Annotated in this window: 16 protein-coding genes; 4 read left to right on the forward strand and 12 right to left on the reverse strand. The window is 51.7% G+C overall.

What is annotated here, in order from left to right:
- Positions 1-37: 37 nt before the first annotated feature.
- Positions 38-463, forward strand: a complete 426-nt coding sequence (locus C5523_RS04860) for a hypothetical protein (RefSeq protein ID WP_108700679.1) — start codon at positions 38-40, stop codon at positions 461-463.
- Positions 464-500: 37 nt separating this feature from the next.
- Here the strand turns inward: C5523_RS04860 and C5523_RS04865 are convergent, their stop codons facing one another.
- The 3 genes from C5523_RS04865 to C5523_RS04875 form a co-directional block, all read right to left on the reverse strand.
- A complete protein-coding gene (locus C5523_RS04865; protein WP_039077150.1) occupies positions 501-1,217 on the reverse strand; it encodes a FadR/GntR family transcriptional regulator in 717 nt (238 codons plus the stop codon).
- Between the two features lie 80 nt (positions 1,218-1,297).
- On the reverse strand, positions 1,298-2,584 hold the full coding sequence (locus C5523_RS04870; RefSeq protein WP_108700680.1) for an MFS transporter: 1,287 nt from the start codon (positions 2,582-2,584) through the stop codon (positions 1,298-1,300).
- 55 nt (positions 2,585-2,639) lie between these two features.
- A complete protein-coding gene (locus tag C5523_RS04875) occupies positions 2,640-3,407 on the reverse strand; it encodes an SDR family oxidoreductase (RefSeq protein ID WP_039077148.1) in 768 nt (255 codons plus the stop codon).
- Positions 3,408-3,744: 337 nt separating this feature from the next.
- Between C5523_RS04875 and C5523_RS04880 the strand changes: the two genes are divergently transcribed.
- Both C5523_RS04880 and C5523_RS04885 read left to right on the forward strand, forming a co-directional pair.
- Positions 3,745-4,998 carry an enolase C-terminal domain-like protein gene (locus tag C5523_RS04880; protein ID WP_039077147.1) on the forward strand — a complete coding sequence of 418 codons (1,254 nt, stop codon included), beginning with the start codon at positions 3,745-3,747 and terminating at the stop codon, positions 4,996-4,998.
- A gap of 440 nt (positions 4,999-5,438) precedes the next feature.
- Positions 5,439-5,864, forward strand: a complete 426-nt coding sequence (locus C5523_RS04885) for a hypothetical protein (protein ID WP_079498532.1) — start codon at positions 5,439-5,441, stop codon at positions 5,862-5,864.
- Between the two features lie 12 nt (positions 5,865-5,876).
- On the opposite strand, the gene oxyR is transcribed toward C5523_RS04885, so the two are convergent.
- The 9 genes from oxyR to C5523_RS04930 form a co-directional block, all read right to left on the reverse strand.
- The gene (gene oxyR / locus C5523_RS04890) at positions 5,877-6,791 is read right to left on the reverse strand and encodes a DNA-binding transcriptional regulator OxyR (RefSeq protein ID WP_039077145.1); all 915 of its coding nucleotides are present in this window, start codon (positions 6,789-6,791) and stop codon (positions 5,877-5,879) included.
- Positions 6,792-7,101: 310 nt separating this feature from the next.
- Positions 7,102-8,112, reverse strand: a complete 1,011-nt coding sequence (locus C5523_RS04895; protein WP_107223935.1) for a glycosyl hydrolase family 8 — start codon at positions 8,110-8,112, stop codon at positions 7,102-7,104.
- Positions 8,113-8,183: 71 nt separating this feature from the next.
- Positions 8,184-9,104 (reverse strand): UTP--glucose-1-phosphate uridylyltransferase GalU, encoded by a 921-nt coding sequence (gene galU, locus C5523_RS04900; RefSeq protein ID WP_172960920.1) that lies wholly within the window; start codon positions 9,102-9,104, stop codon positions 8,184-8,186.
- Positions 9,105-9,145: 41 nt separating this feature from the next.
- Complete coding sequence (locus C5523_RS04905) at positions 9,146-10,105, reverse strand: sensor domain-containing diguanylate cyclase (protein WP_108700682.1); 960 nt, start codon at positions 10,103-10,105, stop codon at positions 9,146-9,148.
- A 48-nt stretch (positions 10,106-10,153) separates the two neighbouring features.
- Entirely contained in the window at positions 10,154-10,615 is a 462-nt protein-coding gene (gene bcsD, locus C5523_RS04910) for a cellulose biosynthesis protein BcsD (protein ID WP_039077141.1), read from the reverse strand.
- A 12-nt stretch (positions 10,616-10,627) separates the two neighbouring features.
- Positions 10,628-14,341 (reverse strand): cellulose biosynthesis protein BcsC, encoded by a 3,714-nt coding sequence (locus C5523_RS04915; protein ID WP_108700683.1) that lies wholly within the window; start codon positions 14,339-14,341, stop codon positions 10,628-10,630.
- Positions 14,334-16,667, reverse strand: coding sequence for a cellulose biosynthesis cyclic di-GMP-binding regulatory protein BcsB (locus C5523_RS04920; RefSeq protein ID WP_108700684.1), 2,334 nt, complete (start codon positions 16,665-16,667; stop codon positions 14,334-14,336). Before C5523_RS04920 ends, C5523_RS04915 begins: the two co-directional genes overlap by 8 nt.
- A complete protein-coding gene (bcsA, locus tag C5523_RS04925; RefSeq protein ID WP_108700685.1) occupies positions 16,657-18,774 on the reverse strand; it encodes a UDP-forming cellulose synthase catalytic subunit in 2,118 nt (705 codons plus the stop codon). The genes C5523_RS04920 and bcsA overlap by 11 nt, the downstream gene beginning before the upstream one ends.
- Before the next feature lie 188 nt (positions 18,775-18,962).
- Positions 18,963-19,253: a hypothetical protein gene (locus C5523_RS04930; protein ID WP_223878765.1), complete on the reverse strand. Its 291-nt coding sequence runs from the start codon at positions 19,251-19,253 to the stop codon at positions 18,963-18,965.
- Between the two features lie 675 nt (positions 19,254-19,928).
- On the opposite strand from C5523_RS04930, the gene C5523_RS04935 reads away from it, so the two are divergent.
- On the forward strand, positions 19,929-21,572 hold the full coding sequence (locus C5523_RS04935; protein WP_071193762.1) for an EAL domain-containing protein: 1,644 nt from the start codon (positions 19,929-19,931) through the stop codon (positions 21,570-21,572).
- The last annotated feature ends 413 nt before the right edge of the window (positions 21,573-21,985 follow it).

The following is a 21,985-nucleotide window of genomic DNA, read 5'->3' on the forward strand; positions in this document are numbered from 1 at the left end:
AAAATGTGATCATGTGCAGGCAGGAAAATAACTGAAAATGAACGTGGTTGAGGGGATAAAATTTGCCGTAAAACATCGGCAAATTAACCAAATTATAGGTATTTTTATGCGCTTTTTCGCTGTGCTTTTGCCTGTTTTTCTACCCTGGAATAAAGGTGTTTTTCTGTCATTTGCCCAGTTTAGCGCGACGGTATTCACGAAATACAACGCCAAAGTAACATTTGCGTTAAAACAGGCGCTGGTGAGCCCCTCAGATCATTCACAAATGGTCATAGATGCTTTGGGTTATCTTCTTGATGAAAATCTGAAAGCAGAGCTTTCCCGCCGTGTACATGGCCGAAATAGCAGGGCTTATAAAAGCTGCCATTTTGGAAAACAAATGCGAAAGGAGTCACGAATTTTTCGTTTTGGGAGGCGGGTTGCCCGGAAAGGTATACATGGGGAGCGGGAGTCTACCCGGTAATCCCTTTCACCTCGCGACTGCTACTGGCGAGCCTTTTCTATTTCTTAGCGCTGTCCGTCGATTTGATCTTTTCGATAGCAGTAATATTTTCTGACATCGCCTCGTTAAGAACTTCAACCGCCGTGGTGGCATCGCGGTTTTTGATCGACATATAAACTTTGATATGGGCTTCCACACTTTCTAGAGTGATCCCCAGCGCACGGTTAAGCTCTTCAAGATAGTAGTAATAGATATCTTTAATAGAGTTCATCACGTTATAAAACACGCTGTTGTGTGATGCCCTGACAATCGCAAGATGGAACTCGTAGTCCGCTGCCGAGTACTTTTTGTAGTCGCCCTTGTTGATCAGCATATTATTAAGCGCTTCTTCAAGCTGGCGGATGTCGTCATCAGTCGCGTGTGTGACCGCGAGCTCCACGCATTTGAACTCCACGGTCTGACGGAAAATCATCATATCGTGAAACTCTTCGCGGCTGAGGTGCATGATTGGGCGCGGATCGTTACTCAACATTTGCGGGGTGAAATTTTCGCTCACGTAACTGCCACTGCCCTGGCGTGTCACCACAATCCCAAGATCGCGAAAGCGCTGAACCGCGCTGCGTACGCTGACCCGGCTGACATTAAATGAAGTGGTCAGCTCCGCTTCTGAAGGCAAACGGCTACCCGGCGCCCAACTGCCATCCAGCAGTTTTGCGCTTATCTGATCATAAATTTCATTTACAACATTCTGTTTTTGAATGGATTTTATGCTCAAGATGGGTGTCCACAGTCAGTTTAGAAACGTCATACTTTATATCATTTTTAAAATCAAAGCGCCCAGGCGGGCGCCCGATCTTAACAAGTTTGTACTTTTGCTTGCGCGGATTCTTTTGTGCTAAACGAGGTGAGTGAGGTGAGCAACACCGCCACTACCAGTGAGGCTCCCATAAAGACATAAGAAGCACCAGGTCCGCCTGTTAAGCCATTCAGATAACCAACAATCCATGAGCCGACGAATGAGCCCAGAGCGCCGAAACTAACGATAAATGCCATCGCGCCTGCCATCACATTACGTGGGATCATTTCCGGTATTGCGGCAAAGAACGGTCCGTAAGGGGTATACATCGCGCCACCGGCAACCATCAACAAGACATACGAGAGCCAGAAATTGGATGCCCCAACAGTAAACGATCCAATAAAGCAGATTGCGCCCAATCCTAAAAACAGAAGAACAATGATTTTACGGTTCAGAAATTTATCTGAATACCAGGATGCACTCAGCATAAGTGGCACAGCTAATAAGTAAGGGGCTGCGGATAGCCAGCCTGTTGCTACGATGCTCAATCCAGATGCTGATTTCAAAATAGAGGGTAGCCACATAATGAAACCATACATCCCAATATTCCAGAAGAAATGAATAAAGGAGAGTGATAAGACTTTGCCAGAACGAAATGCTTCGCTGTAGTTTTTAATTTCTTTAATATTGGTTTGTTCTGCTGCTAGTGCCGCTTCAATATCTTCTTTTTCTTGCTCTGTTAACCATTTAGCATCCGTGGGGCGGTCAACAAAGATAAACCACCAGATAGCCGCCCAGATGATAGCTGGGACGCCTTCGATAATAAACATACCGCGCCAGCCAAAAGCATCCACGAGATAGCCTGACAGTACTGACATCCAGAGTACGGTGATGGGGTTGCCAAGAAAAAGGAAGGTGTTGGCTTTTGACCTTTCTTTCTTAGTAAACCAATGGCTTAAGAAAACAAGCATGGCAGGCATCACAACACTTTCAGCCACGCCAAGCAGGAAGCGAATGACTGCCAGGACCTTAACGTCGTGGACCATACCGGTCGCTGTTGCTAATATTCCCCACAGGATTAAGCTCCAAAAAATAAGCTTCTTGGCACTTCTTTTTTCAGCGTAAATACCTCCCGGTACCTGAAAGAAAAAATACCCAAGGAAGAACAGTGCACCGAGTAAAGAGGAGATCCCTGGTGTGATATTGAGATCCTCAGCCAGACCGGAAGCTGCGCCAAATCCATAGTTAGCTCGATCGAGATAGGCAAGACTATAGGTAATAAATGCCAGCGGAATTAATTTACGCCAGCGAATCGGTGCTAACTTTTTTTGTATGTTTTGAATCATGATATTTTCCCGTTTAATTACTGCCGTTCGCTTAACGAATGGCAGTAGATGTTAATTACAACACTGCGAGCCAGCCACCATCGACGTAAATAATTTGCCCGTTGATATAATCTGATGCTTTGGATGATAAGAAGACGGCGGTGCCGATGAGCTCTTCCGGACGCCCCCAACGCTGAGAAGGGTTGCTGCTTTTCACCCAACTGTCGAACTGCTTGTCTTCGATAAGCGCGGTGTTCATGTCGGTAAGGATGTAGCCGGGCCCAATGGCATTGGTCTGGATATTAAACTGCGCCCATTCTGCGGCCATCGAGCAGGTGAGCATTTTGATGCCACCTTTTGCCGCCGTGTACGGGGCAACGGTAGGGCGGGCCGCCTGGCTGGTGAGCGAACCGATATTAATGATTTTACCGCCGCTGTTGCGTGCAATCATCCGTTTTGCTGCTGCGCGGGAGACCAGAAAAGCGCTGGTGAGGTTGGTGTCGATCACCTTTTGCCAGTTTTCCAGTTCCAGTTCGACCATCGGTTTGCGGTACTGAATACCGGCATTATTGATCAGGATATCAACGCTGATCCCTTCTGCATCGAGCTTGCTAAAAGCCGCCTCAATGGCCTGTTCATCGGTGACGTCGAAAGCCACACCGTGTGCGTCGTAGCCTTTGCTTGTCAGCGTATCCACGGATTCGGCAAGCAGCGTGTCGCGAATATCATTGAGGATAACCCGCGCGCCCGCAGCGGCAAGGCCCTCTGCGTAGGCAAAGCCCAGTCCACGCGCAGAGCCCGTTACCAGTGCCGTTTTCCCGGTTAAATCAAATAAAGCGGTCATGTTGTTTCCTCTCTCGTTTAATTTGTATGACGACTATCTTTTTAGAGGTTGAATTTTCACCCTGATAAAATCAACAGTCCACCTATAAATTTGCAACAAGGATCACAAATAGTTCCGTATGACGATCGTTTGGATAATATTAAGTAATTGAATTTAAATTATATATTTGCTTTTTGCTAAATGCGATTTGATCGCTGTCACAGAATGGAACTCACAATGTTCCTCTGTAAAAGAAGCGTGATATAACAATGCCAAGTTGTAGGACAACTTACAAATATGCGTCATGTCGTCCACAACGGTATGACATGCGGTAAATTCGCTGAGTTGAGGAGTGAAAGTGAGTAATCTGAAAATCACCAACGTGAAAACGATTCTGACGGCGCCAGGTGGCATTGATTTGGCGGTTGTTAAGGTTGAGACCAACGAGCCGGGGCTATATGGGTTGGGATGTGCAACATTTACCCAACGTATCTTCGCGGTAAAAAGCGCGATCGATGAGTACATGGCGCCATTCCTGATTGGCAAAGATCCAACGCGTATTGAGGATATCTGGCAATCGGGCGCGGTGAGCGGCTACTGGCGTAATGGCCCTGTCATGAACAATGCGTTGTCCGGTGTGGACATGGCGTTGTGGGATATCAAAGGTAAGCTGGCTGGGATGCCGGTTTATGATCTGCTGGGCGGAAAATGCCGTGATGGGATCCCACTGTATTGTCACACCGACGGTGGCGATGAAGTGGAAGTGGAGGATAACATCCGCGCCAGAATGGAAGAGGGCTATCAGTATGTTCGCTGCCAGATGGGGATGTATGGCGGCGCGGGGACCGATGACCTCAAACTGATCGCCACGCAATTGGCTCGCGCGAAGAACATTCAGCCGAAGCGTTCTCCGCGCAGCAAAACGCCCGGTATCTATTTTGATCCGGATGCCTACGCGAAAAGCGTTCCACGTCTGTTCGACCACCTGCGTAACAAGCTCGGTTTTGGTATCGAATTTATTCATGACGTGCATGAACGCGTGACCCCAGTGACCGCCATTAATCTGGCCAAAACGCTCGAACAGTATCAGCTCTTTTATCTTGAAGATCCGGTGGCGCCGGAAAACATTGACTGGCTGAAAATGCTGCGTCAGCAGTCTTCTACCCCCATTTCGATGGGTGAGTTGTTTGTGAATGTGAATGAGTGGAAGCCGCTTATCGATAACAAACTGATCGATTACATTCGCTGCCACGTGAGCACCATCGGCGGCATTACGCCAGCGAAGAAGCTCGCCGTCTACAGTGAACTGAACGGTGTGCGTACCGCATGGCATGGGCCGGGCGACATTTCTCCGGTCGGGGTTTGCGCCAACATGCACCTTGATTTGAGCTCGCCGAACTTTGGTATTCAGGAATACACCCCCATGAACGACGCGTTGCGTGATGTCTTCCCGGGATGTCCGGAGATCGATCACGGCTATGCCTACCTGAACGACAAGCCGGGTCTGGGTATCGACATTGACGAAGCCAAAGCGGCGAAATATCCATGCGAGGGGGGAATACCTTCCTGGACGATGGCGCGTACCCCTGACGGTACGTCCTCAAGACCGTAAATGACAGCCGCCCGGCACACACTGTCGGGCTTAATACCCTCTCCTGGCTGCTGTCCCTGTCCATCAGTTCCATAAACTGTGTTTGATGTCCGGCACTTTCTCCATCACATTTCCTTTATCATTATTCCCGACATGGGAATTTTCTTACGCCACCTTTTTAAAATAAGTCCTTCAATCTCCCTTGTTTGCCTATTAAAAACGGAATAATCGCCACTTTAATAAACGCCGTATATAAATAGAAGAAACTTAGATCGATTTTATCAATAATTGATCAGTATTTAAGCTTTTGCTTTTATTGGTTTTTATTCGTGTTTTAGGAAAATGAGCATGGATCATTACGCAATTATTATCTATTTTATATAAAACACTAAAGAAATTCCCGGGCAGGTCGATGAATATAAGAATGACCACGGATAATTACACCCGGTATCGAGGAAACGATGAAAGCTGAACCGCAAAGTCAAGGCCACCCTTTACATCTGGATCCGCTATCCGATGAAAATGTCCTGGTTCCGCCATTTGTAAAAACTATTGCGGTGCGGCTGTCCTGGGTAGCCGCTGGCGATGAGAGCGAGCTCTATCAACTTTTATCACGGCCTTATTATCAGGATGAGGTCAGCACTGAACATTTTGCCCGGCTTAGCGCGCGTCTGCCGTTTATCGCTTCGCAGCAGGCACCCTTAGCGGTTGCGGATTACACCATTCTGCTGGTGACGGTCTGGTTAAATATTGAAGAGTTGTACCATCGCGGAGTGGTATTGCCGGAGCAGATTATGCAGGGGCTAATGGAAAAAGCGACAACCATGCGGGCGCATGATTGTCGCGAAGAGAATCGGGAACACGGCGATATGTGTCAGCATCCATAATGCTGAGTTCTGCTACGCCATCACATTGAAATCGATAAAGTAGCGTTCCATATATCGTGCAATTGCGTTGCGCAGTATTTCGTATTTCTTACGCATCGGATCGCTGCGATGAAAAATCAGCACCACTTTGCGTTTTGGTTCCGGCGCGATACAGCGCAGATATTTAATGTTCTCATTATTACCATGCTGGGTGGACAGCAGCGGGAAGAAGGAGACGCCGCGGTTGAATGCCACACCGCGACGTAATGTCTCCAGGTGCATTGCCACGAAGCGCGTATCGGGTTCCAGCTCAAACTGATAGCAATAACGCAGCACCTGGCTGTGCAGGCAGTTGCCATCATCAATCATCAGAATTTTACTGTTTTTCAGATGCCCCATATTAATATCATTAAGACGCGCCCAGGGGTGTTGGTGACTGACGCCGAGCATTAAAGGCTCATCAAATAAAGGCAGTTCCACGTATTTGCTGGTGTCTTTATTGGACGTCATAATGGCGCATTTTATGGCGTCTGACTCCAGCATATTCAGCAATTGGTTGGTTTGCGCCTCATGAATTTCCAGCTCGATCTCCGGGAAATTCTCGTGGCACACGGCGTTCATGTGGGAAAACATGTAAGGCGCCAGGGTTGGAATAATGCCGATATCCAGCGTTTGCGACAGACTCTGATGATAGCTGCTGCTGGCCATATTTTTCAGCGCTTCAATTTCCCGGAGTACGACCTGGGTCTGTTCGACCAGGCGCAATCCCGTCTGTGTGAAGCGGATTTTTCGGGTGGTGCGCTCCAGCAGTTGCAGGCCCAGTTCGTTTTCAAGCTTACGCAATTGGGCACTTAACGTCGGCTGGCTGACATTACATGCTTCCGCTGCGCGCTGAAAATGGCGGTATTTTGCCAGTGCGACAAGATATTCAAGGTTACGGATGTTCATTGATTTCCCCGGCCCGCAGATTCCCACTCTGTTGTGGACGTACAAACACCCCTGTGATTTGCATATGACATCTTATTATTTTCAACTTTGCCATTAAGTCTCTCCCTCATGCCTGCACATGAGATGTGATTGTTTTTTATTATTCGTTAGCGGTTGGCCTTTGTCTTGCCACCCGGATCGCCACACAACGCATCGACCAGCACAGGCGCTTTCCTGGTCGATAAGTGTTTATTCTTTGAGGCGTCCTGCCAGAATCTAATGCTGCCCTCGTGCCTGTCGCGAGGGAGTGCGGCAAATTGCCAAAACAGGTTTAATACCCTTTTAATGACGCGGCGAATAACGAAAGCATATGCAGAGCGGATAAATAATAACCTTCTCCCGGATGCAGGGATTTATCCATTCGTTGATAATCGCCCATCGTTAAATCACGCACCGCCAGAATACCACCGGACATGTCATAATTCGCCTGCCCGTCACCGGAAACATCTACCCAGGCGGGGGTAGCGTTGCGGCTGTAATTTGCCCAGAAATGCCGAAAGTTGTCCATTGAGTGCGGCTGTGTCTCGCTCAAACTTAAATAAAGCGGGATACGGATGGCATCATAACTGAATCGGGCGGGCCAGTTATCGGCAGGCTCGACTTCACCACCATTTTTGACAAAAATCCAGTCGCTGGGTAACTGAGTTTTTCCAAAACGGGCTTTGCCGAGTAATGCAACGCTCGATTTACTGAGTTTTAACCAAATATCATTGTGTCGTTGCTGCCAGAAACTTTCCCACGCCGGAAAGATAAAATATGAAGGATTAATCACGTAACCCTCATCGCGGGTGAACCCTGATAAGCCAGGCAAAAGTAACGTCTGGTTGTCCTGCTCAATAATCAGGCAGTTGATCAGTGCGTCCTGAATATTCTCCGAGGCGGTGAGATAACTTTGGTCATGCCATTTTTTCCCGGCCAGTAATAATGCCCAGGCGATTAACGTATCGCCATCGCTGGCGTTATTTTCATCGGTCACTCGCTTTTCGATGGGGTCATAGCGCCAGGCGAAAAGCCAAAGCGACGGTCGAAGCAGCGTGTTGCGCGTCCAGCGCCACACTTGTTCGAACGTCGCCGGGTCGTTATTCATTACCGCCAGTAACATGCCATAACCCTGCCCCTCAGAGTGGCTGATATCCCCATTCTCATGATCAACAATGCGGCCATCTTCGTTGAGATAATTATGCTTAAACAGCGTCCAGTTATTATCCTGCGCCTGTGTTGAGAATGACATAATGGCTAATGAAAGGGATAAACAGGTCATTAACCAGGCAGTTCTTAACATGAGATTTCCTGTTATTGAATGAGGCTACCCGTGAAAGAAAAGATCTACGGCGTTACCGGTTGTGGAACGAATTACAGTACGGCTTCGGCCTCAGCGCGGGCCAACACAAGCTCATCACGCAGCCAGTGGCGGAAAGTTTCGCCGGTCGCGCCATGTCGCAAACCGTACTCAACAAAGGCTTTCATGTAGCCAATTTTATCGCCACAGTCATGGGATTTACCGGTCAGGCAGTAAGCTTCAACCGGGGATTGCTCAAGCAGCATGGCAATAGCATCGGTTAACTGAATTTCACCGCCTGCCCCGACAGGAGTTTTGTGCAACAGCGGCCAGATAGCTTTCGACAACACATAGCGCCCCACAACGGCCATATCCGACGGTGCATCCGCCACTTTAGGTTTCTCCACCATGCCACGCACAAGGCCAAAGCTACCTTCTGACAGGTTGTAACCGCCACAGTCGACCACGCCATAACGCGAGACATCTTCGTGTGCCACGCGCTCAATCATTAGCTGGCTTGCGCCGGTGCTGGTGAAGCGGTTGATCATCGCGGCAAGATTGTCCTGTGCGATGTTGCACCGGCTGTCGTCAATGAGCACATCCGGCAGGACCACGATAAAATCGTTGTCGCCTATCAGCGATTCAGCACACAGCACGGCGTGGCCCAGACCTTTCGAATGCCCCTGACGGACATGCATAATCTTCATACCTGCCGGGCAAATGGTTCTTACTTCTTCCAGCAGTTGGTTTTTTACACGTGATTCCAGAAGAGACTCCAGCTCAAAGGAGGTATCGAAATGGTTTTCGATAGCATTCTTTGAGGAGTGGGTCACCAGCACGATTTCCCGGACACCGCTGGCATAACACTCCTGCACGATATACTGGATCAGTGGCTTATCCACCACGGGTAACATCTCTTTGGGGATAGCTTTGGTGGCGGGCAGCATACGCGTACCGAGGCCTGCGACCGGGATGACAGCCTTTAACATTCTTATTTCCTCTGGAGACAAACTCTGTTTTTGTGTGAACTTAAATATCAGCACTCGAGGGTACTGATAATTCCGCCAGGCTCGGTTACTCCGGTCACCTGATAATTAATAAAATCGTCTCCGCCTTGTGCTTTAACTTTATAAAGCGCGGTGTCGGCGGCTTTTAATACCGATGAAAAATTTGGCCCATGTTCGGGATATCTGGCTACGCCAATACTGACCGATAACCCGACCGGCTGAGCCTGAGAGGTTATGGTCATGGGCTGGCGAGTTTCCTCGACAATGTGCTGTAATAATTGTCGTCCGTCGGGCTCATCAATACCTTCGATAAAGGTCAGGGCAAACTCATCCCCCCCAAGACGACCTAACAGGGTATCTTGCGAAATACAGTTTTTCACCCGGCTAATAAAACAGCGCAGCACCTCATCGCCGGCAGCATGCCCCAGATCGTCATTGATATTTTTGAAGTTATCCAGATCAAGAATCGCCACGAATGTGTGGGCGCCATGCGCTCTGGCGGCACGGATTTTTTTGCGGCTACGGATAAAATAGCCTTGTCGATTCAACGTCCTGGTCAGGGCGTCATTGTGCGCGCGATAGTGTAACTTCTCGCGTATGGTCATATGCCGCGTAATATCAAAGCCCAGCATCACGAAGGCGAACACTTCGCCTTGTTCATCTTTGCGCGGCGTTAATCGGGCATCAATCCATAGTTGTTCGCCATTCTTTGTTGGCTGATAAATTTCACCGTGCCAGGTTTCACCAGTAAGCAGGATAATATTTATCGCCGTGAGTACTGACGAGAAGGATGCTTCATCCGTGGCCTGGAATAATACTTTGCCCTTAATTTCATCGCTGCTAAAACCGCTTAACTGGCAGAAATAGCGATTGGCAAAAATAATACGCCCGGCGGTATCAAAGACCAGTGAAACAAAGGCATTTTCCTCCATAAAGTGAACATCTTCGAGCTCGAGTTTTTTTCCAGCAACAATAATTTCATTCAACATAATGGTCACCTGACTGTCTCTGTTCAGGATGGAAATACCTTTGCGGCGTTATTCGCTGATGGCGTAACGGAAAATCAATACATCTTCGGTGGCGTTATCTTTCCAGCGAACCGGAACATGGTTACCCGCCCCCTGAGAAACCAGCCACTGCGAATAGGCCCCTTCCAGTACGGTAGCACTGGCGCGGCGCCAGCCCGCTTCATCGCGATGCTCCGGCGCGTGCGGCCAGGCGCAATGCATCAGAATAAGTTCACGCTGTGCCGGGGCCATCTTGACGAATCCCCAGTTAAACAGCTCCAGTACGCGGTTGATGCTGCTCTCCAGTTCGCTCACCGTAGTGGCACGATCGATGGGATACCACTGGGCCATCATCTGTCCAATACGTCTCAGCGCTTCCGGGTCTTTGTCCGACTGCCCGTCTGAAAATTCATTGAAAAACAGATACACCAGGTCATGCCAGCCTGCCTGATAGTTGCGTTGCAAATAGGTGTCTTGGTTACTAAACATCATTCATCCCACGGGTTATTTGTTTTGGTCGACAAAATATTTAAAATAAAACAACGCTTTACCTTCGTTATAACTGCCGAAAGTGTCATATCCCAGATTGGCGCCGAGCGCCACGTTGTCGCTCAGGCGATAGCGTGCGTCGACGCCCAACGTATAGCCCACACCGTTTTTCGCGGAGGCTTTGTACACCGAATCCACGTTGTCGACGGTACTGGCCAGGCTATTCAGTTGTGACTGCAAAGTGCTGTGGCCGGGGAAGTAGTCACTCTGATCCTGTCGCCAGGATTGATACCCCACCGCGCCATTCAGCGTCAGGTCCCATTTATCTATCTTGCGTGTCAGGGTGACGGGCAGCGAGACCGCCATATAGTTTTGCGGACTGAAATAGCCGCCCTGACCGAGGCTGTAGTTACTCAGGTTGCGGTCAAAGTCCATGTAATTGACGTTGACGCCCATCTTGAGTTCGCTTTCTGTGGTGCGGAACAGGCGCAAATAGCTGCCTGCCAGCGCGTTGACCGAGTGGTTGGTTGGCACGTTTTCGCCAATCCAGGTATCAAAGCCCAGACGGGCATATAAACCCACAAGATCGTTATCCCACGCGTACTGGGCCGAGACGCCGTTACGGGTGACCGCCCCCCAGCTTTCGCCAGTGGTTTTATCTTTCGCACCGACATACGAGAGCAGGCTATCGGTGACCGCACGGCGCTCAGCTTTCAAATCGAGTGAGCTGTTGCGCGACAGTTTCGGCATCCACTCGACACCGCCGACCAGGCGGGTGAACTCACCGCCGGTTGGCGTATTGCCGATATCCAGTTTGTAGCTGTCGCCGGTCAGGCTCAGGTTGGTCTCCATACCGTTTGCCTGTTGGCCGCTCTGGGTGTCCGCATCGGTTGATGTGGTGGTCGTGGTTGTACTTGCGGCGGCAGCCAGTTTGGTGGCATGCGTGATCTGACCCGAACCAAAGCGGTTTGCCGAGTTGCCGGACATCTCTCCGGCATTCAATGAGACCGGCGAGACGTTCAGGCTCAGACGGGCGCTATCGGTTATCGTGCCGGAAATCGTTAGCGGCGCTTTCACCTCGTCCAGTGCGCCAAGGCCAGACTCACCGCTACGGGTGCGCAGTGACACACCGCCACCTGTCCAGGTCGCGGTCTTGTCCTGTAGATCCTGCATCATGTTATTAATGCTGGTCATTGCGGTCTGTTGTGCCTGCTGCGTGGGGGAGGGGAGGGAGACCACGTCGCTTATCACGTCGCTTTCATCTTCCTCTGTACCCTGTTGCAGACGCCACTGTGCGGTACGCAACAGCGACATTGCCCGTTGATTTTCACCGTTTGCGGCCGCCACTCTCGCGGCCAGCATCATGTAATCCGCATCCTGCGATGGTTCCAGCGCGCTAAACGCTCGGCGGGCGGCATCATGATCATTACGTGCCAGCGCCAGGTTGACGATCCCGGTTAACGCCTGCTTGTCGTGTGGCGATTTGCGCAGCACGAACGTGTAAATCTCATCGGCTTTATCGTCCATATGATCGGACTGATACACCCGCGCCATCGCCAGTAACAAATCGGTATTAGCCGGGTTGGCGCGCAGGGCGGGCATCACCAGGTTCCAGGCGGCATCGGGTTTGCCTTTTTCGCGTAACCGGTCGGCGCGGGCAATGACGCTGGCGATACGAATATTGTCGATCTCTTGCTGGCTGGCGCTGTTTTGCAGCACCGGCGAGTTAAGCACGCTTTCTGCTTCCGCAAAGCGTCCGGCCTGGTTCAGCACGCGGATTTGCCCGGCATAGTCGGCCAGGGTTCCATGTAGCCCCTGAGCCTGGTTTTCACGAACCAGTTGCAGGGCAAGCGGCGTATCCCCGGCCTGCATCATCAACTGAGCGTAACGGCCAAGATCGACAGGCGTTTGCGGCGGCGTACGTTCCAGCGATCGCAGGGAGTTGCGGGCGGCCTGTGTATTACCCTGACGCAGATAGTTCTGGGCGATATCCATTTGCAGGTTGCTCTGAACGCGGCTGTTGAGCGCCGTCATGTCAGCGCTGAATGTCACACGTGGGACCTGCGAAAGGAGACTCTGGCTTTTCGACCAGTCGTTATCCTCGGCGGCATATACCGCGGCGGCATACAGCGCTTCATTACGCTTGTCGGCATGTTGCGCCACGCTTGCCATCAGCGTGGCGGCCTGCTGTTTCTGCCCGGCTTTACGCAACTGACGGGCATAATCGAGTTGCAGCCAGACGTTTTGCGGGTATTTGCCGCAGGCAGCCTGCAGGATCTGCATGGCTTTCGACCCATTGCCCGACTGCAATGCAGCCTGCGCGGCTTTACGCTCGTCATCACCGTTATCGCCAAAGGTAGCGTAGCGGGTTCGCAGACTGGCGGGCAGCGTGCGTAGGATCTGCTCGGCTTCGGTCTGTTTGTTTTGCTGACGCAGTACCCACATCAGGCCGGTGCGGACATCGGTATTTTGCGGGTTATCCGCCAGCAACTGGCGATAGACCTGCTCCGATTCCGCCGGTTTACCCTGACGGCGCAAAATGTCGGCGCGTAGCATATCTGCTGCCTGACGCTGGCGGGAGTCGCTGCTGACGCTGGTGTCCAGGCTGGCGAGTGCGTCGGCATAGCGTCCCTTCTGATTCAGGCTGCGGGCCTCGTTTAGCGAGGCGTAGAACCGCGCATTATCGGCATCCTTCGCCCACTGCAGGCTGTTCTCGTTGTTGCTATTTTCCTGTGATGCGCGGCGCAGATACTTTTGGGCATCCGCAAAGCGGCTCTGGCGCAGCGCCACATAGCCCATTCCGGCGAGCGCGTTGCCATTGCTGGCCTGCCCCTGCAAAACCTGGGCGAATTTGTCCTTCGCTGAGTCGAGATCGCCGCTGTTCAACGCATCAAAACCGGATTTGGTCGCATCCCCTTCCACGCTCTTGCGGTAGTGGTCCATCGGCGCGTTATCTTCCGGGTGACGCTGAGCATAACTGGTATAAACGGGCAGATCCGATGCTTTAGGTTCCAGCCACAGCAGCGCCTGTTGCAGCGCTTTATCGGCGCTTTTGTCATCTGCGGCGATGGCCGACAGTTGTGCTATCCCTTCGCGACGGGTCTCTTGCTGCCAGGTCAGCGCCATTGCCAGCGCCTGCTTGCTGGCGTTGTCATCCGGCATCATTTTCACGCGCTGACGCAGGGCGGCCACCCCTTCTGACCAGGTGGCGCTGTCGCCCGCCATCGTCTGGTAATACTCCAGCGCGAGTTCATCCGGCGGGTTGCCTTTAAACAGCGCGCGATAGGCTGCAACCGCCTCTTTGGTTTGCCCGTGCTGTGCCAGGTTACGCGCCGCATTGAGCTGAGAGGGTGAAATGGACTGCATCGAGTTGGCACTGTTCAGCGCCGACAGGCGCGGGTCCTGCGGGGCTATCTCAGCCATTTTTTTGCGCCAGATGTCTGCCTGCTGGGTGTTACCCCGCTGGAGCTGATAAAGCGCCGTCAGGTACATCGCGTCGACGTTGTGCTCATCCACTGCCAGCACTTTTTGCAGCGCTTCGAGCGCCATATCATCATGTGCTTTACTGTGCCAGTAGCTTGCCTGGGTCAGCAGTTTTTTTACCGCCGCATCATTGGCGCTCTGGCTGGCATCCGTTGTGTCGGCGGCAGATGCCGGGTGGCTCGTGCCAATCAGACACAGCAGGTAAAAGGCGTGCGTCAGTGGTTTGCCAATAATACGCTTATTCATGTTCGGTCTTATCCTGCAGGCGTTGCTGAGCGTGTCGCTTCAACGTGCGGTACAACATGGGGCTGGCAATCGCGGCAATCAGGCACGCGAGAAGCGACAGCCAGAAAATGTGTTGGCTGGCGAACCACAAAATCATCAGATAACCCGGCAGGTCGCCGCGGGTAAATTGCTCGCCAACGCGCCAGCTACGCACATCGCCAGCATCTCCCGTCGCCACAAAATCGCCGTTCGCATTGCTTTTAAACGTCGGTTTCGTCATATCATCCGGCAGTTGCTGCAACTGATGATCGTCTGTGCCGGTGGCAATCACCACCACACGCCCGGTGTTCCAGGGCGAACGAACGCTTACCAGGCCACGCCACTGGCTGGTGTCGCTGAGGTAACTTGCGGCATCGATATCTGTCCGTGCCTGCTCGCCGCTGAACAGTGATGTCAGGCGGCTGAAGACGCTGGCGGTACTCACTTCTAGCGTGTTTTCATTAAGGGAGAAGGCGCTGCCCTGTAACAGTGGTTTGAGCAGTTCACCATTACGCAGGCTGCCAATGGCGAGCACGTCGCTACTGGCTAACTGTTGCTGCCCGCTCTCCTGTTGCGGCATTCCGGTGAACAAATGCAGGTAGCTGGCGCTAACACCCGTATCACGCCCGGATTTCGCCATCAGGTTCAGTAGCACAGAGGTCTCTTCCAGGTTCGGGTGCGCAGACATCAGAACACTGGTGTTCGCCAGGTCAGCGTTGCGGGTGAATGGGAACATGGCATTGCTGAACCAGTTCAGATTTGGCAACTGCCCAAAGTGCCACGAATGGGAGAAATCCAGCGTTGAGTTGCCATCAATGCGGCTCTGAACGTTGTCATCGCCCAGCGCATTACAGGGGGCATTTTTCTGCGGTTTGATACCAAACCAGAAACCCAGTTGGTTACTACCGAGAATGGCGCGTGGGTCAATATTCACCACCGCGCTTTGCTGGCGCTGGGTCAGACCGAGCATATTCATTACCGGTGCGAAAATGCCGTCTTTGCTCACTGGCAGGCGCTTGAGGAACTCACCGTTCAGGCTGACATTGAGGAACGAGTTGCTGTCATCGATCCAGACTTTTTGCGCAAAACTGTAAGTGAGACGCAGCGGTACGGCGCTGCCATCCCACATAAACAGATCCGGCGCTGTGACGAAGGGGAGCTGGTTTTCCCCATGCCAGACACCGTGCGCCACCAGAGTGCCGTCATCAGCCTGTAAGCTGCGAAGCGCAACCGGATGGCTGGTGTTGACCCAGCGTGGGGCGTCGTATTCACCACGTTGCGTCATTTTTACCGCCGTCACTTGCAGAGTGTCGCTGTCTGGCAGGGCCGGTTGGGTAAGACGCCAGGCGGCCTGGCGCAGTTCTGTCTCGTTGTGGCCGCTTATCACCAGCAGCTTGTAAGCCGGGTTCAGCGGGTTATCAATCACCTGCAACGCCGCCCCTGGGTTTTCGCCGAGGGTCACCTCACCGATATGATCGCCAGGTTTGCCCAGTAAAATACCGTTACCCGCAGGTAGCGTGTTGTACTGCACATCGAAACGGCTGGGCTTACCGGCACTCATCACGCCAAAGTGTGAGGTGACAATGGCGGCTGCGGTAAGGACATCCGCGTCGGGGCTGGTGGAAAAGGCGATGCTCAGCGCCTGATCTTTAGTCTGCTTCGTATCAAAGAACGGGCGAGGGAAGGTGCTGAGCGTTTTGCGCACGTTCAGCCACAGCCCCTGATAATTGAGCGTCGATGTGGGTGTTAACGTCACGCGGTAATCTTCCGGCAGCGTGCGCTGACAGCTCCAGCCATTATTGATAATGTCGTCGCTGGTTTTTAACTGGAAACTCAGGTTATTACCCGAGGCAATCATTGATGCCGGAACATCCAGACTCCAGAAGCCTTTCTCCTGCTGGACCTGATCGAGCGGAATGGCACCCAGCGGTTGCCCGTTAAGCATCAGTTGCAGGTTTTCGCCTGGCACATCCGTGCGGTTCACCTCCACATTCAGACTGATATGTGCATCGGTAATCACCAGATCGCCCGGCAGCGTAAAACTCACGCCATTCTGCAACTGTTGGCCGGAAAGCGTCAGGCCGCCTGCGGCCCCCATATCGCCAAAGCTCAACGAACTGGAGATGTTCTGATTGCTGGCATTTGGCGCGGCGGCGACAACCGCAGCGGGGGTTGCCTGAGTGCTTTTTACCCCTTGCAGCGGAGGCAGTTCCGGCAATGCGTCATTGTTGGTCGACAGTGCCGCCCAGGCGATACCGCTGGTGCCACACAGCAAGACCGTGGCTAACAGCAGAGGATTACAGCGCATGTTTAACCTCTTCCTGGTTTTTCGCCACGGTGGCCATTTTGCATTTCACCGTTGCACTGCTTTTTTTACGGCCAAAGAACAGTTCCCATACACACTGCAAAATGCCTGCGAAAGAGGCCAGCGGGCGGTCCGGGGCATGGGGCGGTTTGTACCAGGCATCGGCGCGAGAGAGCACTACGCGTACCAGTTTGCGGCGTTCGTTGAGGGGCAGGTTGTCGAACTCTACGCGAATATCGTTGTTTCCCACGCCAGCGGCACGCAGCGGCACATGGGCAATTTCATTCCCCAGCCCCAGTTCAATCTGTACCGGGACTTTGTAGCGCAGGTCTTCCCCTTTCTGTAGCGCCACGCGCGCACCGCCCATGGAGATATCAAAGGTGCGGGTGAGCATGTGTGAGCCGTCAGAGAAAAGTACTTTTGTCGGCAGACTGGCGTAGATGCGGATCGTTTTGCGGATCTGCTTACTCTCTTTCGCCACGGCGATTGAGGCCAATAAAATGATGGTGCTAAAGCAGCCCCAGGCAATGTTAAAAAGGATGACGCGGGGGTCGATGCCAGCGTAGTCATTCATGTAATAACGCACGCCGACCCAGATCATGCTGCCGACCATCAGCAGCACAGTGATAATCAGCGGGCGCACGGTATAGGCATCAAAGTAATCGCGATCGGTCAGATCGCCTTTATCCGTCACGTTAAATTTCCCAAGGCGCGGTGAGATAAGGCTGAGCAGCGTCGGGAGAATCAGATGGAAGGCCATCACCGTCTCATAGATTTCCCCCCAGAACGCGTAGCGATACCTGCCTGTGATGCGCGAGTTCACGAGGGTGGAAAGCACCAGGTGCGGCAACACATAGGAGAAAATCAGCGTCGCGGATGAAGAGATAATGTTCAGATTAAACAGCATAAAGACCAGCGGTGAGGTAAGGAATACCACTCGCGGCAACCCATACTGAAAGTGCAGCATCGCATTGAGGTAGCACAAACGCTGGGTCAGCTTGAGGCCGCGCCCGAGCAGCGGATTATCGATACGGAAAATCTGCGTCATGCCGCGCGCCCAGCGAATACGCTGGTTCACATGCAGCGCCAGACGTTCGGTCGCCAGGCCTGCCGCCAGAGGGATATCAAGGAACGCCGTATTCCAGCCGCGACGCTGTAGTTTCAGCGCGGTATGGGCATCTTCGGTGACCGTTTCGACCGCAAAACCGCCCACTTCCTCCAGCGCGGAGCGCCGGATAACTGCACAGGAGCCGCAGAAGAAGGTCGCATTCCAGTTGTCGTTACCCTGCTGAACCGGGCCGTAGAAGAGTGCGCCTTCATGGGGCACTTTCTTTGCTGCCGTCAGGTTACGTTCAAACGGATCCGGGGAATAAAAGTGGTGCGGTGTCTGAATCAGCGCCAGTTTGTCATCACGGAAGAACTCACCGACGGTCGCCTGCAGGAACACGCGGGTCGCCACGTGGTCGCAGTCGAATACGCAGATAAGCTCACCTTTGGTGATGGTCATCGCGTGGTTGAGGTTACCGGCCTTCGCATGGCTGTTATCCGGACGAGTCAGATAGCCTACACCTGCTTGCGCAGCGAAATCCCGGAACTCATCCCGCTTGCCGTCGTCCAGAATATAGACCTTCACTTTATCCTGTGGATATTCGATGCACTGCGCCGCCAGCACCGTATCGCGAACCACGTCGAGGCTTTCATTATATGAAGGCACATAGATATCGACGGTCGGCCAGGTATTGTGATCTTTCGGCATCGGGGCAATGGGGCGCTCCAGCGGCCAGGCCATTTGTACATAGCCGAGCACCAGAATAGTCCAGGAATAGATTTCAGCCGCAAAAAGCAGACCGCCGAGTACCATCTCCAGCGTGGAGTCGAAATGCAGCGTCGTCGTTGCGCGCCACCAGATATAACGTGTGGACATCAGCAGCGAAAATACCAGCATAGCCAGGACCGATTTTTTGCTTTTAAATCGACCAAGAATAAAAACGGCCACAATCACTGACAGGCCGAAAAGGTATTGTTTATCGCTGCTCATTGGGGTGACTACCACCAACAACGATAATAAAAGCAGCGTCAGCGTGAGAATAATTCCGATGATTTTTTGCATGTTTAATAATCTGTACGGAAAACAGTAAGGCCGACCGGTCTGTTTCCGTTCCGGTAACCCTGTTAAAAATCATGACTTGTCAGACTGAATAGCCCCTGTCGAAAAGCACAACGAGCGGCTAATTTCCTCACCTGAGTCAGGACACGCTTATGAGAAAAACTGGGCGCCAACCCGGTAATTGGGCGGGGCTATCTGCCAATGACGGTAAATAACACGTCCAGACGTACTGGGTTGCGTTCGCGAATTTCCGGTTCGGACGTCTGGCGGGACAGGGCCGCAACACTTTCCAGAATGCCACCGGTCGGAGAGGAAAACGCGTTTTGTACCAGCGCAGGTTTTGCTTTCGGCCAGGAGAGGGTATTGACGTTGGGTGCCGGTTGAGAGCTTTCCAGGTGAATATCCGCAGGCACGGTTTCAACAATGGTTTCTTTAACATCACCATTAACATCGGGCGTTGTGACTGTTACTGCTGTTTGCATCGTTGCACCATCTTCGTCGTTTATTTTCTGGAAAGAGACACCGGACATCTTCAGTTTTGCAGTCAAAGAACTTAAATCGTCATACATAGTATTTGCCTGTCCTCGATGTGTTAAACACGCACTAAATTTAAGCAATGTTATCTGCCTCTTTCTCTATTACCGCTGGCTCCTTATTTCTGCGGAACGTATTACCATCAATCATTGAATACGTTAAGTGGATCATCATTTATTGTTGATGTCCGCTTTAATTGAGAATTTCCTTATATACTGAGGTGGGCAAAGTTGCAGGTCAAGTGACGCTATCAATAAATAGAAATTCACTTATTTAAGATGTCTATTAATCTATCTGTTGTTAATTGCGTTGTATGGCGGGAGGCCGCGCGGCGTCAGGCTTGCGTGGTGGCAAGATGAAAAGATGATGTATTTAGCGTAGACGATAGTTTTCAATAATAATTGTAGTAAACCTCAATCTCCTCAATTTCTTCATATTTGATTCATGTTTTTATTATTTACCCTATCGGCATCTTTTGCTAAAACTTTATCAATAAATAATTATCCATTTATTTAATTTCTCTATAAATGCAGTTTCCTGCAAATATCGCTATTGGCTGATATTGAACCAATGGCTGCTTTCTATTAGTATTGCCCCGACCTCCCTGGTATAGAAAAACTATCATGCCTTTTGACAATGATATTTTCGGCTCGCAGTCAATGCTTGCCGCGCTGGAATATGTTCATGATGCTGTTGTTCTTATCGACGGCGCGGAAAATGTTTTTTTCTTTAATAAAGCGGCCGAGACGCTATGGCGTTATTCGCGAAGCCAGGTGCTGGGCAGAAAAGCAGCGGATATTCCCCTGTTCACCTCCCCGGAGGCGCCCGGCGAGGAAACGTCGCTTACGATTGTGTCGGCAACCGGGGAAGAAACCACGCTTTCTGCCACAGTGCGCTATGACGGGGCGGCGCGTGCGGGCGCACCCTGCATGGTGGTCGTGCATATCGATCAGCAAAAGATTACGCAACTGTCGACCTTTAATCTGCTGACCGGTCTGCCAAAGCGTAGCGCGCTGCATCGTCATATTGATGCGCTTTTTCAGCAGGGCGCCTGTGCGTGTGCCGCGCTCTTTTTCCTTGACCTCGACCATTTTAAAGATGTTAACGATGCTCTGGGCTATGCCGCCGGGGACAGCGTACTGGCCGCCATTGCCCAGCGGCTGACGGCGGAATTTTCCCGCCAGGCGTTTGTCAGCCATCCTGACAGCGACACCTTTGTTCTGGTCTTCCCGGATTGCGATGCCGCGAAGGCAACCACAATTGCGCAGCGTATTCAGGCGTTATTCCGTCTGCCGTTTAATGTGGCTGATCTTGCACTGAACGTGACGGTAAGTACCGGCATCAGCCTCTATCCCGATCACGGGATATCCCGCGATCTATTGCTTAAGCAGGCTAATCACGCCTCGCATCTGGCAAAAGGGGCGGCGTCGGGCGGCTATCTTTTTTTCAGTAGTGAAATGAACCAGGTGGATCAGGAGCGGTTAAAGCTGGCGGCGGCACTGAAACTCGCTATTGCCAGCAACCATTTACATCTGCACTACCAGCCGCAGATTTGGCTCAAAAATGGCGAGCTTTATGGGGTTGAGGCGCTGGCGCGCTGGTCCGACCCGGTATTGGGCGATATTCCCCCAGGTAAATTTATCGCACTTGCTGAGGAGACCGGTGAAATCGAAGGCATTGGTCGCTGGACGCTCCATGAAGCTTGCCGCCAGATGGCGGAATGGCGTAGTAATGACATTCATGTGCCCGTGGTGTCGGTAAATCTTTCGCCGATTAACTTTTATAACAGCAGTTTGCCGCAGTATATCTCTTATCTGCTACGCCAATACCGCATCCCCGCACACTGCCTGACCATTGAGATTACCGAAGGCGTCATGATGGATAAGCGACCGGAAACCATGGAAGTCATTTGTGCGGTACGTGAGTTGGGGGTGGGGCTGTCGATGGATGATTTTGGTACCGGGTTTTCCTGCTTGTCCCGGCTGGCGCATTTGCCAATGACCGAGCTGAAAATCGATCAAAGCTTTATGCGCGACCTGCGGGAAGGTAGCAAGATGAAAGCCATTGCCACAACGGTGGTGAGGATTGGACAGAGCCTGCATCAAACTGTTGTGGCTGAAGGCGTCGAAACGGAACAGCAGCGTAATGAACTGCGGGAATTGCAGTGTGATATTGCTCAGGGGTATCTCTATTCACGGGCGTTAAATGCCTCGGCACTAGCAGGATGGGTGAAAAATCGTCTGCGTAGCGAAATTGTGCTTGAGTAATAGCTTGCGTTTACGCTCAGTCTGTTTCGTCTGTGAATAAACACCATCAGGATATATCACCTGGTGGTGTTTATTTTTATGCCGTTATTAAAAGCAAGATCAACTGATGTATTTCAGTATCAGTAATAGCAAACAAAATCCCAGCACACCCCAGGACATATGACGACCAGAACGATATACAGGATTCGTGCTGGTGGTTTTACTTTGACTATTCTCGATACCCATTAGAATTTACTTTCAGATTAGCGTTAATAAATCGTAACCACCGCAAGGGTTTGCGGTGAGCCAAAAGAACGGATAGGAATATAAATCCACTGTGGATACCGGGTGGGTTAATCAACAAAACGTCTTTCTCTGAATGTTCGACTGTCTAAATACAGAATGTTGACTAAACCTAAACTGGATAATAACCG

It is taken from the genome of Phytobacter sp. SCO41, assembly GCF_003073275.1.
Lineage (GTDB): Bacteria > Pseudomonadota > Gammaproteobacteria > Enterobacterales > Enterobacteriaceae > Phytobacter > Phytobacter diazotrophicus.

Coding starts and splice junctions, on each gene's coding strand:
- C5523_RS04905 (WP_108700682.1), bottom strand. CDS start 10,105: ATGTTGAATGAAATTATTGTTGCTGGAAAAAAACTCGAGCTCGAAGAT.
- C5523_RS04860 (WP_108700679.1), top strand. CDS start 38: ATGAACGTGGTTGAGGGGATAAAATTTGCCGTAAAACATCGGCAAATT.
- oxyR (WP_039077145.1), bottom strand. CDS start 6,791: ATGAACATCCGTAACCTTGAATATCTTGTCGCACTGGCAAAATACCGC.
- C5523_RS04920 (WP_108700684.1), bottom strand. CDS start 16,667: ATGCGCTGTAATCCTCTGCTGTTAGCCACGGTCTTGCTGTGTGGCACC.
- C5523_RS04915 (WP_108700683.1), bottom strand. CDS start 14,341: ATGAATAAGCGTATTATTGGCAAACCACTGACGCACGCCTTTTACCTG.
- C5523_RS04935 (WP_071193762.1), top strand. CDS start 19,929: ATGCCTTTTGACAATGATATTTTCGGCTCGCAGTCAATGCTTGCCGCG.
- C5523_RS04885 (WP_079498532.1), top strand. CDS start 5,439: ATGAAAGCTGAACCGCAAAGTCAAGGCCACCCTTTACATCTGGATCCG.
- bcsA (WP_108700685.1), bottom strand. CDS start 18,774: ATGCAAAAAATCATCGGAATTATTCTCACGCTGACGCTGCTTTTATTA.
- C5523_RS04870 (WP_108700680.1), bottom strand. CDS start 2,584: ATGATTCAAAACATACAAAAAAAGTTAGCACCGATTCGCTGGCGTAAA.
- C5523_RS04895 (WP_107223935.1), bottom strand. CDS start 8,112: ATGTTAAGAACTGCCTGGTTAATGACCTGTTTATCCCTTTCATTAGCC.
- C5523_RS04875 (WP_039077148.1), bottom strand. CDS start 3,407: ATGACCGCTTTATTTGATTTAACCGGGAAAACGGCACTGGTAACGGGC.
- bcsD (WP_039077141.1), bottom strand. CDS start 10,615: ATGATGTTTAGTAACCAAGACACCTATTTGCAACGCAACTATCAGGCA.
- C5523_RS04930 (WP_223878765.1), bottom strand. CDS start 19,253: ATGCAAACAGCAGTAACAGTCACAACGCCCGATGTTAATGGTGATGTT.